Origin of the sequence: Bombella sp. ESL0378 (assembly GCF_009725845.1) — a bacterium.
Taxonomy (GTDB): Bacteria; Pseudomonadota; Alphaproteobacteria; order Acetobacterales; family Acetobacteraceae; genus Bombella; species Bombella pollinis.
The window spans coordinates 167,378-181,476 of the sequence record NZ_WNIF01000010.1 but is presented as its reverse complement, the minus strand read 5'-3'; the positions used below and the strand labels follow the sequence as shown (position 1 = coordinate 181,476).

Below are 14,099 nucleotides of genomic sequence, written 5' to 3'. Positions count from 1 at the left end.
CTCACTCCGCTGTAAGAGCGGCCAAAATATCGGGGGCCATACTGACACTCTGCGCCTTTGTGGGGAAGGAGCCTTCCTCCACCTGCTTTACATAATGAGATAAAGCCCCAACCATCTGCGCCCCAATTTCTGCAAAACGATGCGCATGACGAGGCGATTTCCCCTCGAATAGCCCTAGCACATCATGCCAGACTTGGACCTGCCCATCGCACCCCGCACCAGCCCCAATGCCGATTGTGGGAATACGCACCTCTTTAGAGACCAAAGCCGCTAAATCTGCCGGGATAACCTCCAGCACAATCCCAAAAGCACCAGCCTCCTCTAACGCACGCGCATCATCAAGTAATTTACGCGCCGCCTGCACCTCTTTTGCCTGAGCGCGCAAGCCGATTTGATGTTGCGCTTGTGGCGTAAGCCCCAAATGGCCCATCACCGGCACGCCCATTGCTGTTAAACGCCGCACTATCGGGGCAATCTCACGCCCGCCCTCCAATTTAAGGGCTTGGCCGCCCCCCTCTTGCATAACGCGCCGTGCTGCATCCACCGCATCTTGCTCTGTCGCGTAAGACAGAAAAGGCAAATCCACCACCACAAGGGCTTTACGGCTCCCGCGCATGACCATGCGGGCATGGTAGATCATATCCTCTACACGCACAGGTAAGGTTGTATCCTGCCCCTGCATAACCATGCCGAGGGAATCCCCTACCAAAATAGCCGGCACGCCCGCTTGCTCCGCAATTAAAGCCGAGGCGTAATCATAGGCCGTCACCATGGCGATGGGCCGGCCTTCATCCTTCATCTTCTGGAAGTCCGCAAGTGTCATCCGGCGCATGGTAGGGGTCCTTCTCTATACCATTATGAGCGTGGGAGGTTTTGGGCGATATAAGGCGGAAGGCTGAAAGAGGCAATATGCACCTCTGGCGTCCAATACTGGCAGCTTTCCGCAATCTCGCTTTCTTGCGCTCTTTTTTGTAACGTCGCTAGCTCTAACTTATGCGGTGCGGTGCCCTTTTTCGCCATCCCAAGGGTCATAAAACCGCCAACATAAGTCGGCACTGCCGCAAGATAGGCCGTTACATGCGGGAAGAACTTCGCCCGCCGTGCTGTGGTCTCCCGCAGCTCATCCGCTTGTTGGAAGGGCACACCGCATTGATTCACGATAATCCCTTCATCTGAGAGGATGCGCGCGCAATTCTTATAAAAATCATCCGTAAAGAGTACATCACCCACGCCGATAGGGTCTGTACTATCAACGATGATGACATCAAACGCCCCATCATCAGCTTTTTTGACGTAATCAATCCCATCACCCACGATGACATCAGCCCGCGGGTCATCCCACGCATCCTTGCCGAACATCGGCAGGTGCTGTTTGGAAAGTTCGATCACATCGCCATCAATCTCCACCATGACGGCTTTTTCCACCGTTTTATGTTGAAGGACACGGCGCAACACCCCGCCATCACCTGCGCCGATGATTAAAACGCGCTTAGGGTGCGGATGCATGAAAAGTGGCACATGAGCCAACATTTCCTGATAAATAAACTCGTCACGCTCGGTAATTTGAATGATGCCATCCAACACCAAAACACGGCCGTGGCTGCTGCTCTCAAAGATACGAATATCTTGGAAAGGCGAGCGTTTATGCACAAGCTCTTTCACCACTTTAAAGCGTTGGCCCCAATCAGGATATAAAGCCTCGTTAAACCACGCCTCGGAAGATATGCCAGAAGACACGGCCCATCCTTTCATCATGTCATCACCTAGCCATGGATGCGTGCCCACAATAAGTACGCTCATAGCCAGCTATGCCCCGCTGCCTTACAAAATGCAGGGGCCTATAACCTTTTATTATAGGGAAATTGGGAAGACGCCTAAACCCCTTCCCCGCTCGGCTTACCGCCCTGTATGCCTTGTCGCACTGACACGCCCACGCTTGAACGCGTCTATCTCCACACGGCCAGCTTGAAAAAGCTCCTGCATAACAGGGACCGACCGGTTAGGGTCGCACACACCACACATGAAGATATCCACCGCTGCGAAGTGACGCTCCGGCCATGTATGGATGGAAATATGGCTCTCAGCCAAAACAATCACGCCAGAAACCCCACCATTTGGCGTAAAATGATGGAAATGGCCATGAAGAATCGTTGCCCCTGCTGCCTTTGCAGCCCGCCTTAACGTAGCGTCTATTTGTTCGGGGTCGTCCAGATTTCTGGCATTCCAGAAATCAACAAGCAGATGATTACCTGCATAGGTCTCACCACCTTGCTTGATAAAAAAGTCCTTACAGTCTTCGACTGCGTGAATTGCCTCAGTGTTCTGGATATCTCTCGGAAGGTCCGATTCCATCCCCAGTCGAGCAAGTGCGTCCATAACGTACTCCTGAACCAGCAGATTATCGCCCCCCTTCCCGAATGAAGGAGCGTCGAACTCGTTTTCTAAGAAAATATAACGCTAAACGCAACTGTTTTTTAAAAATCTGCTAAATGGACGCAATAATACTCCATAAAAATGGGGAGGAAAATCCTCCCCATTAAGCCATAACCACTCTGTGATTATAAAACCGCAACCTTTATTAGTTACGTGTTTTATCAACCAGCTTGTTCTTGGCAATCCACGGCATCATCTCACGCAATTTTGCCCCGACCTTCTCAATCTGATGTTGTTCATCACGGGCACGGGATGCCTTAAAGCCAACATTGCCGGACTGATTCTCCAAAATGAAGTTCCGCACGAATGTCCCATCCTGAATATCCTTCAGCACAGCACGCATGGCATCTTTTGCCGCAGGGGTCACAACGCGCGGCCCGCTGACATATTCCCCATATTCCGCCGTGTTGGAGATGGAGTAATTGACGTTGGAGATACCACCTTCATAAAGCAGATCCACAATCAATTTCATCTCATGCAGACACTCAAAATACGCCATCTCTGGGGCATAGCCTGCCTCAACCAGCGTCTCAAACCCGGCTTTGATAAGCTCAATCGTCCCACCGCACAGCACGGCTTGCTCACCAAACAAGTCTGTCTCCACTTCCTCACGGAAGCTCGTCTCAATCACGCCAGCGCGCCCACCACCAACGGCAGAGGCGTAGGACAGAGCAATATCCTTCGCATGGCCAGAAGCATCCTGATGCACAGCCACCAAGCATGGGACACCACCACCACGCTGATATTCAGAGCGCACCGTATGGCCGGGGCCTTTCGGAGCAATCAAGAACACATCCATCTCGGCAGTTGGCTCAATCAGGCGGAAATGGATAGCCAGACCATGCGCAAACACCAGAGCCGTGCCGGGTTTTAAATGCGGGGCCAGATGCTCTTTATACAGAGCGGCCTGACCTTCATCTGGTGTCAAAATCATCACAACATCGGCCCAAGCGGCGGCCTCGGCGGGTGTTACAACGCGGAAGCCCGCTGCCTCTGCCTTTGCGCGCGCCTTAGATTCTGGCCGCAGAGCGACAACAATATCCTTCACCCCGCTATCACGCAGATTGTTGGCATGGGCATGGCCTTGGCTACCATAACCGATGATGGCAACCTTCTTGCCACAAATCAGATTAATATCCGCATCGCGATCATAATAAACACGCATTGTACTCATCCTTCCTTTCCAAAACACACAATAGCGACCCGCCGCTTAGGCAGCCCGTAAAACCCATCTCTCAAACGAGGCGTTTGCCTTCTTCTGTCAGCTTCGCCCCGCCAAACACACGCCCCGGCCCTAGGAGCATCTGGTCATGGCTGGCCCCAGAGGGAATCATGGGGAAGCAACATTCCTCTTGCGCTACATGGACATCCACCAACACCGGCCCATCATGCGCCAACATAGTGGTAATGGCCTCATCCAACCCGCCCAGCGTCTCAACCCGCAACCCACGGATGCCAAACGACTCCGCCAGCTTCACAAAATCCGGCAAAGCTGCACTGTAAGACTGAGAATAGCGGGATTCATGCACTAGCTCCTGCCATTGGCGTACCATCCCCATATAATGATTATTAAGGATGAAGATTTTCACCGGCAGGCGATATTGGGCGATTGTTCCTAACTCCTGAATATTCATCAGGGTAGAGGCCTCACCGGCAATATCAATCACTAAAGCATCAGGATGAGCAATCTGCGCGCCTTCTGCTGCTGGCAGGCCATAGCCCATTGTACCTAGCCCACCGGAGGTCAACCAATGGTTAGGCTCATCAAAACCGAAATATTGCGCCGCCCACATTTGATGCTGCCCAACCTCGGTCGTAACAAAACAGTCCCGCCCGCTAGCCTTCACCTTTTCATACAAGCGGCTTAACGCATATTGCGGCTTAATAATGGCTGTATCGGCTTTATCTTGCTCAAAGCCAAAGCCCTCAACAGCGCGCCATTGGGCAATCTCCTGCCACCAGCTGGAAAGATCCGCTGCTTGCGTATCCCCCCATTCTGCCAGCAAGGCCTTTAAAGTCGCCTTGAGGTCCCCCTGCAAAGCGACATCAACCTTTACAATCTTACCAAACTCACGCGGGTCAATATCCGCCTGAATCTTGAAGGAATGAGGGGAGAACCCATCCACACGGCCCGTTACCCGGTCATCAAACCGTGCCCCAAGGGCTACCAGCACGTCACAATCATGCGCGGCCATATTCGCTTCAACCGCCCCATGCATCCCCAGCATGCCTAAAAACGACTCACTAGAGGACGGATACGCCCCTAAACCCATCAGAGTAGAGGTCACAGGGAAGCCCGTTTTCTCCGCTAACTGACGTAGCAATTTTGCGGCTTCCGGCCCGGCATTAATAACGCCACCCCCCACATAAAGCAGCGGCTTACGGGCGTTCTTCATCGCCTCAATCGCACGCTTTACCGCATGCCCCTCCAGAGATGGACCCGCCTCTTTACAAGCAGGTTGTGCCGGGCGCGGCGGCAAGGGGGCTTCCGAGACTGTGATATTCTTAGGTAAATCCACCAAAACCGGGCCGGGCCTGCCAGAACGCGCTACAGCAAAGGCCTCGCGAATCGTAGGGGCTAAAGCCGCAGCCTCACGCACTTGGACGCTTTGCTTCGTAGCGGGGCGCGTAATGCTCACCATATCCGCCTCTTGGAAGGCATCCTTCCCGATTAAGGGAACAGGCACCTGCCCAGCCAAACAAACAAGCGGGATGGAATCCATCTTCGCATCCATCAGACCTGTTACGGCATTGGTTGCACCGGGGCCGGATGTCACCAACACCACACCCACTTTACCTGTGGAGCGTGCATAAGCTTCCGCCGCATGGGTTGCCGCTTGCTCATGCCGGACGAGAATATGACGGATCGCCTTTTGCTTAAAAAGCGCATCATAAATAGGGAGGACCGCACCACCGGGATAGCCGAAAATGACATCCACGCCTTCTTCTTCAAGAACGCGTAAAATGACCTCAGCACCTGTTGCCATCATCGGAGCTGTCTCGCTGGCAGGCATGGCGTATATCCTCTCGCCGGTTAACGCAACGCTTCTGCTCTATCGCTCTAAACCGGCTCCGTCAATTCTAGATGATATAAAATGTTCAATTTCGCGCATTTTTTTACTCGAAAAGAACTCTTTTCCGCTCGTTCTGTGAAATATTATTTCGCCATCTCCATCTTTGCTAAGAGCATGATGGCGGAACCATGTCGCTTGGCGGCGCGTATAACGGCCAATGGCGCGGGTCGCTTGTAGGCGAGCTTCATCAAGGCTCCATTGCCCCTCTAGCACTTGTCCTAACTCTGGCACACCATGCGCCCGCATAGCAGGGAGGCCCTCAGGGAGGTTCTGCCGTCGTAGCGCGGCGACTTCCTCCATCGCCCCAGCCTCCAGCATGGCATCAAAGCGTTGAGCAATGGCAGAACGTAACTCATCACGCGGAGGATCCAGCATGAGGGATATAAACCGGTAAGGTGCTGCCGGTAGGCCCTCCGCCGCCCTCCATGAGGCTAAACCCCGGCCTGTTCCCATCAGCACTTCCCAAGCCCGACTCACACGTTGAGAATCTTGTGGGTGAAGATGAGAGGCTGTTTGAGGGTCTGCCTTCATCAATTTTTCGTGTAACGCTTCAGGCCCAATCTCCATAAGCAGGGCGCGGGCTTGTTGGCGTGCCTCTGCCCCAGGGTCGGGGACTTCCACAAGGCCATCGGTCAAGGCGCGTAGATACATACCCGTCCCCCCGCAGAGGATAGGCAACCGCCCTGCGGCGCGGCATTCTGCCATTATAGCGAGGGCCTGCTTACGCCACCATGCAACACTACCTGCTGTAGCCGCAGGCAAAACCCCATATAAACGATGCGGAATCGCCTCCTCCTCCGCCTCACTTGGGCGGGCAGTAAGGATGCGTAACTCCCGGTAAACCTGCATAGAATCCGCATTAATGACCGTACCACAATACAGGTCTGCCAAATGAAAGGCCAAAGCTGACTTGCCCGAACAGGTTGGTCCGGCCACAATAAGGGCGTTTTCAGAAGAGCTCATACACTTATTCTGCCATATCTTCTGATGTTTTAGCGAGAGATGTCATGTCCCTACCTTGTGTTCTGACTCTTGTTGCCAATCGCCGCAATGGGACCCTTCCCAAAGAGGCGATCGACATTGCCCGCAATCTTGTCAAAGGTGAACCGCCGGTCGTGCTGTCCGAGGGTGAAGCCGTTGATATTTTTTGCCCGCCTCCCGGCCCCGGTGATGCCACGCCTGCAACAATCCGTGCCGCCCTTGCCCCTTATAAGGTCGATGCTATCCTCACCAAGACGCGGGGCCGCCGTAAGGCTGTCCTCGTCTCCGATATGGATAGCACCATCTTTGATGGCGAAACGCTGGATGACCTTGCCAAGGCCACCGGCACAGGTGACTATGTCGCCGAGATTACCAAACGCGCGATGAATGGCGAGATGGAGTTTGATGAATCCCTCCGCAAACGGACCATCGGGCTAAAAGGCCATCCTGAATCCTTGCTAAAGGACGTGCTAGAGAAGCTCCCCTTCACCGATGGGATTAAAGAGCTTGTCCAGACCATGAAGGCCAATGGCGCACGCACGGCTCTCATCTCCGGTGGGTTTGACTGGTTCACCGAGCGTGCGGCTAAAAAACTCGGCTTTGATGAGCATTACGGCAATCTCCTTGAGATTAAAGACGGAATCATCACAGGTCAGCTCATTGGCGATATTCTCGGCCCAGATGCTAAGAAGAAACATCTTGAGCAAATTTGTGCCGAGCGTGGTGTTCAGCTCTCTGCCAGCATCACAACTGGTGATGGGGCTAATGACATCCCCATGCTCCAAGCCGCGGGGCTTGGCATTGCCTATCATGCAAAGCCAAATGTCCGCCAAGTGGTGGAGCAACAAGTCAACTTCACAGGGATGCGGACGCATCTCTTTGCCCAAGGCTATAAAGCCTCCGACATTGTCGGCGGGGAGTAACCTTCCCCTCACCCCTATGCCTTCGGCATCTCCATAACGGAGAGCCGGGGTCTAGGGCCTCTCCTTATGCATCTTATATTTTAGGCAAACCTAAAAACGCCTCTCGCGTTTCGCGCCTTGTTTTTTTGCCAAAACATGGCTGCCTAGACGCTCCAACACTTCTTTAAGTGATTCATCATCTATACCCTCCACTGCGATGGACGCCCCATTGCATTGCTTAGGGCGAGGGGGGGATTTTCTCTTTGGTTGGACCGGGCGATCCTGCAATAATTTAATCTGCGTTAGAGCATCTGCCCCCGATAAACCACAAGCTGTATTAATATTGGCCAAAATACGCGGGGCTGCATATTGCATCTCCACCGCTGCGGGGCCACAACATCGTATCGTCAACACACCCGGCCGCAAACGGCATGGCTCGCTCACCTCTGCCAAGGCTGTCCCTACAAGCGTCTCCCACTCCATAAGCAGACGCACATAAAGGGGCGATTTTTTACGGAAGATTGGCTGGGTTAATCGTGGTAAAAGCGCACCTATCATCCGCCCCCCAACCCGGCGATACTCTGTCTTATCCGCTTTCTTTGTCTTTTTTTCCGATGAATCTTCCGTCATATACTGCCCCATTATTCCCCCCTCATCATAGCGTACTAAGCCCATCGTGACACCTAATTCCGCCCAACTTCTCCAATGGTATGACCGCCACCGCCGTAACCTCCCATGGCGTGCAGCCCCCGGCCAGCAAGCAGAGCCTTACCATGTCTGGCTCAGTGAAATCATGCTCCAGCAGACTGTCGCGCAAACAGTCATCCCTTATTATGAGCGTTTTTTAGAGCATTTCCCCACAATTGATGCTCTCGCCGCTGCCCCCTTAGAGACAGTCCTCCAACTTTGGGCGGGGCTTGGTTATTATGCACGGGCCCGTAACTTACATGCATGTGCCAAAGCAGTTCACGAGATAGGAGGATTTCCCTCTACAATTGAAGCCCTACAAAAACTCCCCGGCATTGGGGCTTATACCTCCCGTGCGATTGCGGCCATTGCTTTTAATATTCCCACCGTGCCTGTTGATGGCAATGTGGAGCGCATCACAGCACGGCTCAATGCTGTGGAGGAACCTTTACCCGCCTCGCGCCCGCTTTTAGCTCAGCTTGCCAGCCATCTAAATGATGACCCCGCCGCACAAGCGCGCCCTTCCGATTTTGCACAAGCTTTGTTCGACCTCGGGGCTAGCCTATGCTCTCCCCGTTCGCCCTCCTGCTTAACCTGCCCATGGCATGAAGAGTGCCTCGCCCGAATACACAACCTAGCCCCCCTGCTCCCTGCACGGGAGAAGAAAAAACCACGCCCCACGCGCCATGCCATTCTTTTTCGCATCATTGATGCCCAAGGCCACGTCTTACTCCGCCCCCGTCCTCCATCAGGCTTATTAGGTGGCACAGATGAACTCCCCGGCACGCCATGGGCGGATGACAAAATAACCCCCTCCCTTACACAGCTTAAAAAAACAGCTTTTACGCATGATGCGCCCTTCCCCACCCAATGGGAGCATTGCGGGGAGGTGAAGCATATTTTCAGCCATTTCACCTTAATGGTCCATATTTATGGTTGCACCTTACCGGCTAAGAGCAACTACACTATCCCTGCCTCTTATGGTCGTTTTCTCCCCTTTAAAGAGGCCATTCTCTCTAGCGTGATGAGGAAGTGCCTCCTCATCGGGACACAGCATAAACCTGTTATGCGCTAAATTGTTTCACATGAAACATAGAGACATAAAAAGGGAGGCTAGACCCCAGCCTCCCTTCCCTCATAAGGTCACATGCCAGCAAAATTAGGCAAGCTTCTTTACCAGCCCTGCCACATGCTGCCCGAGGAAGCGCGCACCCTCTAGCTCTGTCTCACTTGGCTGACGAGAGCCATCACCCGAGGCAATTGTCGTCGCCCCATAAGGTGCACCACCGGTAATCTCATCATTACGCATCTGCCCTTGGAAGCTATAAGGCAGCCCACTAATCACTAAGCCATGATGCAACAAGTTAGACATCAAAGAATAAAGCGTTGTCTCCTGCCCACCATGCTGGGTCGCTGTGGAGGTAAAAACAGCACCGACCTTACCAATCAATGCCCCTTTTGCCCAAAGACCACCTGTTTGGTCCCAGAAATTGGCCATCTGCGCTGGTAAACGCCCAAAGCGCGTAGGTGCCCCAACAATAATACCATCATAATGAACCAAATCATCAGGCGAGGCGATTGGGGCTTTTTGATCCACTTTAAAATGATGCGCCTTCGCCGCCTCTTCGGGCACTAATTCCGGCACACGTTTTACATCTACCTCTAGCCCAGCTTTGCGCACACCCTCTGCAATATTATAGGCCATTGTCTCTACATGACCATAAGAGGAATAATAAAGAACAAGAATCTTCGACATATTACGCCACCTTTTCCGCGTGACCTTCTCTATCAAAAGGTCACTTCACCCCATACGCTAATGGTCAGATCATGAGGCGCATAGAGCAAAAATAGAAAGGGAGCTTTTCACGTTTCTATAGCCTTACCCTTCCGCCATGAAGGAGCTTCAAAATGGCGTATGAGATGCTCCATCAACAACGTAACGCGTTGTGGGCGCAAAGCCCGCCCCGTTGTGACAAGATACAACCCTACATCCTCCACATGCCAACCGGGGAGAAGCCCCACCAATCGCCCTGCCTCCAGCGCGTCACTTACTAAAAACTCTGGTAAAAGACTAAAGCCTAACCCCGCTTCTAAAGCCGGAAGAAAACCCTCTACATTATCTGATTGAAGGCGCGCCTTTTGGGAAAGCATATAAACCTCCCCTTTATGCACCCCCTCCCCCATAAGGCGAATCATCCCCGGTGCCACACCATTGCTATAAATAAAGCTCTTTTGGCCTTCTAAATCCCGTGGGTGTGTTATCCCCCCTAAAGAGGCCGCATAGGAAGGGGCTGCAACAAGCAACCGCCGCACGGTACACAACTTCCGCGCAGTTAGTGCGGAATCAGCTAGCCGCGTAATACGAATTACAAGGTCATAACCTTCGGCAATCAGATCCACAAAAGAATCACTAAAATTAACCATAAGGTCAATCTCTGGATAATTTTCCAAAAATGAAGGAAGAATAGGCGAGATATGCCGAATACCGAAAATCGTAGGGGCTGCTATTTTAATAAGACCAGAAGGCTGAACCTTCCCCCCACGCGCCTCAGCCTCTGCTAGCTCCGCTTCTAAAAAGATACGATTTGCCCGCTCCAACACCATATGCCCAGCTTGTGTGATGGACATATGCCGAGAATTACGGCTGAATAACGACACACCTAAAGACTGCTCTAAACGACTCACCGCTTTAGAGACAGTCGGCGGGGAGAGTTGCAGTTCCTTCGCTGCCTGCGAGAAAGAGCCATATTCAGCCACTTTGGCAAAAATAGCCCATGCTTCAAAGTCTGGTAATTTCATGGCGTCTCATAGCCTCCCGATAAGGAAGTTAATTTTATATGAACAAAATGGTGCAAAATTAAGACGATGATAGTTTTAGAACAAATAGCTTTCTTTTCTTTCTATACACTATCTATCTCTTAGATTTTAGACTCCTCCTATCACCTTATGAAGGAGTTCTTATATCATGATAGACATCCGTCCTTTTGCAACATTGGGCCATGCGCATCATGGGTGGCTGGACGCTCATCATCATTTTTCCTTTGCTCATTATATGGACCCTAAGCGTATGAATTGGGGCCATCTCCGCGTATGGAATGATGATATCATCGCCCCCGGTACAGGGTTTGACACCCACCCTCATCGGGATATGGAAATCATCACCTATGTGCGTGAAGGGGCTATTACCCATAAAGATAGCCTCGGCAATAGCGGGCGGACGGAAGCTGGTGATGTACAAGTGATGTCTGCTGGGACGGGGATATTCCACAGCGAATATAATCTTGAGGCCATCCCTACCAAGATATTCCAAATATGGATCATTCCCACATCAAAAGGCCATGCGCCCTCTTGGGGGACGCGTCATTTTCCCAAAAATGACCAAACAAGCCAGATGAGCATCCTCGCCTCCGGCTATGCTGAGGACGAGGGGGCTTTGCCTATCCATGCAGATGCCCGTGTGGTTGGCTTCAATCTACAAAAAGGGCAAGATATCCGCTATCAATTAGGGGAAAACCGGCTGGGCTATCTCGTCCCCGCTAAGGGCAGCCTCCTCCTTAATGGGCAAAGCATCACATCCCGCGCTGGGGCCGCCATCGCCCAACAAGAAGCTCTAACACTAAAAGCCCTAGAGGATACGGAAGTGGTTTTAGTCGATGTAACGGCCTAACCCCAAACCTACCGGGGTGCAATTTTATGGTTTCAACTAGAATGTTTCCCGTGAAACCTATATGCCACCTATATACCTATGAGACACCCCGGTAGGATTATTATGCCTCTTTCTTCCCCTTTTGAGCATATGACAGCAGCAAACGCCCATCATCTCTGGCTATTAGATGCAACAGGCCAAATGATGAGCCATGATAGCCTTGCTGATGCAATTATCCTCCAACCCTTTACAGCACATCAGCTCCCCGGCCTTGCCCTTTATCTAAAGGCGCCTCTCACCTCTTATGAGGATAACCCCCCTCTCACGGCACGGTTTCATAAACGCATCTCCCTCCCCTTCCCTCTGCCAGAGAGTGACATCATCCCCACATCACGCGGTTTGATAACCCTCCGCAATGCAGAAACAAACCGTCATTGGCTTACCTTTAGGTCGGAGGATAATACGCTTGATTTCACTGCCGAGAGCCAAGATGAAGCAAGCTCTTTCCTCCCCTTAACACTAGAGGGCTATAAAGGGCTTGCACGCCTCATCGACCAAAACCACGCTGAACTCCGCGCGTTAAATCAGCATGTTATTGGCCCAGCTCATGTTTCATCAGAGGTGCCCTTCCATCTCCATATTGGAGAGATTGACGTCCCCCTCCCTGAAAATCTTTCTGAATTAACACGCCTTGGGCAACTCCCCGCCGGACAACAAGATGTCATCACCCTACAACATGGTGATGATCCCTCCCTTGCCTCTACCTTCATCATCCATATCAACATGTAAAAAAGCCCTCTGCGCCTATAACGCAAAGGGCTTTTCCTTAGTTTAGCGTAGATGCTTAAACCAGCTTAGCAGCCTTTTAGAGCCTTACGGACCCCTTCGGCATAGGCAGGGTCAACCTTCTCAAACAAAGCAAGCTGACGGTCGATGATATTTTGCGGCACACCAGCCATAGCCCCTGCGATATTGTTGAACAGACGCTGCTTCTGCCCTGCATCAAACAGATGGAACAAAGCACGCGGCTGAGCGAAGTCGTCACCATCCTTACGATGCTCGTAATAGGTGGCATCCCCACTAACACGCAGCGGCGGCTCCATCGCTGCTAAATCCTCTACCGGGCCACCAAAGGAGTTTGGCTCATAATAATCGCCATCGCCACGCTTTGGCACATCATGAAGCATCGGCCCATCAAGATGATAATTCTTCACCTTGATTTTAGGACGGTTAATCGGCAATGCCTCATAATGCGTCCCAACACGGTAGCGATGCGCATCTGCATAGGCGAAGATACGCCCCTGCAACATACGGTCAGGAGAGAAACCAATACCCGGCACAATATTGGATGGAGAGAACGAAGCCTGCTCAACCTCAGCGAAGTAATTCTCTGGGTTGCGGTTAAGCTCTAGCTCACCAACCTCAATCAACGGATAATCCTTATGAGACCAAACCTTAGTTACATCAAACGGATTAAAGTTGACGCGCTCGGCTTCTTCTTCTTCCATCACCTGAATATAGAACGTCCATTTGGGGAAGTTCCCCTTCTCGATGTTCTCATACAGGTCTTCTTGTGTGGATTCACGGGTCTTAGCAACAACCTCGGCCGCTTCCTCAGTTGTGTAGAACTCATGACCCTGATGGGTTTTGAAGTGGAACTTCACCCAAAAACGCTCACCCTTCGCATTCCACATAGAGTAGGTATGGCTGCCATACCCGTTCATGTTACGGATGCCTTTAGGGATACCACGATCAGACATCAGGATAGTGACCTGATGCAAGCTCTCTGGGCTAAGAGACCAGAAGTCCCACATCGCTGTAGCAGAACGCAGATTAGTGCGTGGATGACGCTTTTGCGTATGGATGAAGTCCGGGAACTTGATCGGATCACGGATGAAGAAGACCGGCGTGTTATTACCCACCAAATCCCAGTTACCGTCATCGGTATAGAACTTCAGCGCCCAACCGCGTACGTCACGCTCGGCATCAGCAGCCCCGCGCTCACCAGCAACGGTGGAAGCCCGCAAGAACATCTCCGTCTTCTTCCCAACCTTGGAGAAAAGAGACGCACATGTATATTTCGTGATGTCCTTTGTGACAGTCAATGTCCCATGGGCACCAACACCCTTAGCATGGACAGTACGCTCTGGGATACGCTCACGGTTCTGGTGAGCCAGCTTTTCAATTAGCTGATAATTCTCCAGCAGCAACGGACCACGAGGACCAGCAGATTTACTGTCCTGATTGCTCACCCAAGGGGCACCGGCTGTTGTGCGAATGATGTTTTTATCAGACATTTAAAGGACTCCTTCCTTACTATCTGATGTCAGAAAATAGGTAGTACCTACGCGAAAAGGAAGATGATTAATCCTGTTT

14 protein-coding genes are annotated in these 14,099 nt (G+C 52.0%); 4 read left to right on the top strand and 10 right to left on the bottom strand.

Annotated features, from left to right (window positions below; translation table 11 throughout):
• Nucleotide 1: 1 nt before the first annotated feature.
• The 6 genes from panB to miaA all read right to left on the bottom strand — a co-directional run bounded on the left by panB (nucleotide 2) and on the right by miaA (nucleotide 6,470).
• A complete protein-coding gene (gene panB / locus GM556_RS08210; protein WP_155572493.1) occupies nucleotides 2–832 on the bottom strand; it encodes a 3-methyl-2-oxobutanoate hydroxymethyltransferase in 831 nt (276 codons plus the stop codon).
• Nucleotides 833–855: 23 nt separating this feature from the next.
• Nucleotides 856–1,752 carry a polyamine aminopropyltransferase gene (speE, locus tag GM556_RS08205; protein ID WP_155579821.1) on the bottom strand — a complete coding sequence of 299 codons (897 nt, stop codon included), beginning with the start codon at nucleotides 1,750–1,752 and terminating at the stop codon, nucleotides 856–858.
• Between the two features lie 144 nt (nucleotides 1,753–1,896).
• Nucleotides 1,897–2,376 carry an adenosylmethionine decarboxylase gene (gene speD / locus GM556_RS08200; RefSeq protein ID WP_099026633.1) on the bottom strand — a complete coding sequence of 160 codons (480 nt, stop codon included), beginning with the start codon at nucleotides 2,374–2,376 and terminating at the stop codon, nucleotides 1,897–1,899.
• A 202-nt stretch (nucleotides 2,377–2,578) separates the two neighbouring features.
• Nucleotides 2,579–3,598 (bottom strand): ketol-acid reductoisomerase, encoded by a 1,020-nt coding sequence (gene ilvC, locus GM556_RS08195; RefSeq protein ID WP_155573405.1) that lies wholly within the window; start codon nucleotides 3,596–3,598, stop codon nucleotides 2,579–2,581.
• A 70-nt stretch (nucleotides 3,599–3,668) separates the two neighbouring features.
• Complete coding sequence (gene ilvB, locus GM556_RS08190; protein ID WP_155579789.1) at nucleotides 3,669–5,447, bottom strand: biosynthetic-type acetolactate synthase large subunit; 1,779 nt, start codon at nucleotides 5,445–5,447, stop codon at nucleotides 3,669–3,671.
• A 39-nt stretch (nucleotides 5,448–5,486) separates the two neighbouring features.
• Nucleotides 5,487–6,470, bottom strand: a complete 984-nt coding sequence (gene miaA / locus GM556_RS08185; protein WP_155579788.1) for a tRNA (adenosine(37)-N6)-dimethylallyltransferase MiaA — start codon at nucleotides 6,468–6,470, stop codon at nucleotides 5,487–5,489.
• 44 nt (nucleotides 6,471–6,514) lie between these two features.
• Here miaA and serB point away from each other — a divergent pair, with 44 nt between their 5' ends.
• On the top strand, nucleotides 6,515–7,411 hold the full coding sequence (gene serB, locus GM556_RS08180; protein WP_099026629.1) for a phosphoserine phosphatase SerB: 897 nt from the start codon (nucleotides 6,515–6,517) through the stop codon (nucleotides 7,409–7,411).
• A gap of 90 nt (nucleotides 7,412–7,501) precedes the next feature.
• Here serB and GM556_RS08175 read toward each other — a convergent pair whose 3' ends face one another.
• On the bottom strand, nucleotides 7,502–8,020 hold the full coding sequence (locus GM556_RS08175; RefSeq protein ID WP_196424797.1) for a DUF721 domain-containing protein: 519 nt from the start codon (nucleotides 8,018–8,020) through the stop codon (nucleotides 7,502–7,504).
• Nucleotides 8,021–8,066: 46 nt separating this feature from the next.
• On the opposite strand from GM556_RS08175, the gene GM556_RS08170 reads away from it, so the two are divergent.
• Complete coding sequence (locus GM556_RS08170) at nucleotides 8,067–9,152, top strand: A/G-specific adenine glycosylase (protein WP_370513616.1); 1,086 nt, start codon at nucleotides 8,067–8,069, stop codon at nucleotides 9,150–9,152.
• Between the two features lie 84 nt (nucleotides 9,153–9,236).
• On the opposite strand, the gene wrbA is transcribed toward GM556_RS08170, so the two are convergent.
• Both wrbA and GM556_RS08160 read right to left on the bottom strand, forming a co-directional pair.
• Nucleotides 9,237–9,833, bottom strand: coding sequence for an NAD(P)H:quinone oxidoreductase (gene wrbA, locus GM556_RS08165; protein WP_155572496.1), 597 nt, complete (start codon nucleotides 9,831–9,833; stop codon nucleotides 9,237–9,239).
• 107 nt (nucleotides 9,834–9,940) lie between these two features.
• Nucleotides 9,941–10,876 (bottom strand): LysR family transcriptional regulator, encoded by a 936-nt coding sequence (locus tag GM556_RS08160; protein WP_155579786.1) that lies wholly within the window; start codon nucleotides 10,874–10,876, stop codon nucleotides 9,941–9,943.
• 166 nt (nucleotides 10,877–11,042) lie between these two features.
• Between GM556_RS08160 and GM556_RS08155 the strand changes: the two genes are divergently transcribed.
• Both GM556_RS08155 and GM556_RS08150 read left to right on the top strand, forming a co-directional pair.
• The gene (locus tag GM556_RS08155) at nucleotides 11,043–11,744 is read left to right on the top strand and encodes a pirin family protein (protein WP_155579785.1); all 702 of its coding nucleotides are present in this window, start codon (nucleotides 11,043–11,045) and stop codon (nucleotides 11,742–11,744) included.
• Nucleotides 11,745–11,846: 102 nt separating this feature from the next.
• Nucleotides 11,847–12,512, top strand: a complete 666-nt coding sequence (locus tag GM556_RS08150; protein ID WP_155579784.1) for a hypothetical protein — start codon at nucleotides 11,847–11,849, stop codon at nucleotides 12,510–12,512.
• Nucleotides 12,513–12,577: 65 nt separating this feature from the next.
• Here the strand turns inward: GM556_RS08150 and GM556_RS08145 are convergent, their stop codons facing one another.
• A complete protein-coding gene (locus GM556_RS08145) occupies nucleotides 12,578–14,020 on the bottom strand; it encodes a catalase (RefSeq protein WP_155579783.1) in 1,443 nt (480 codons plus the stop codon).
• Nucleotides 14,021–14,099 lie beyond the last annotated feature (79 nt).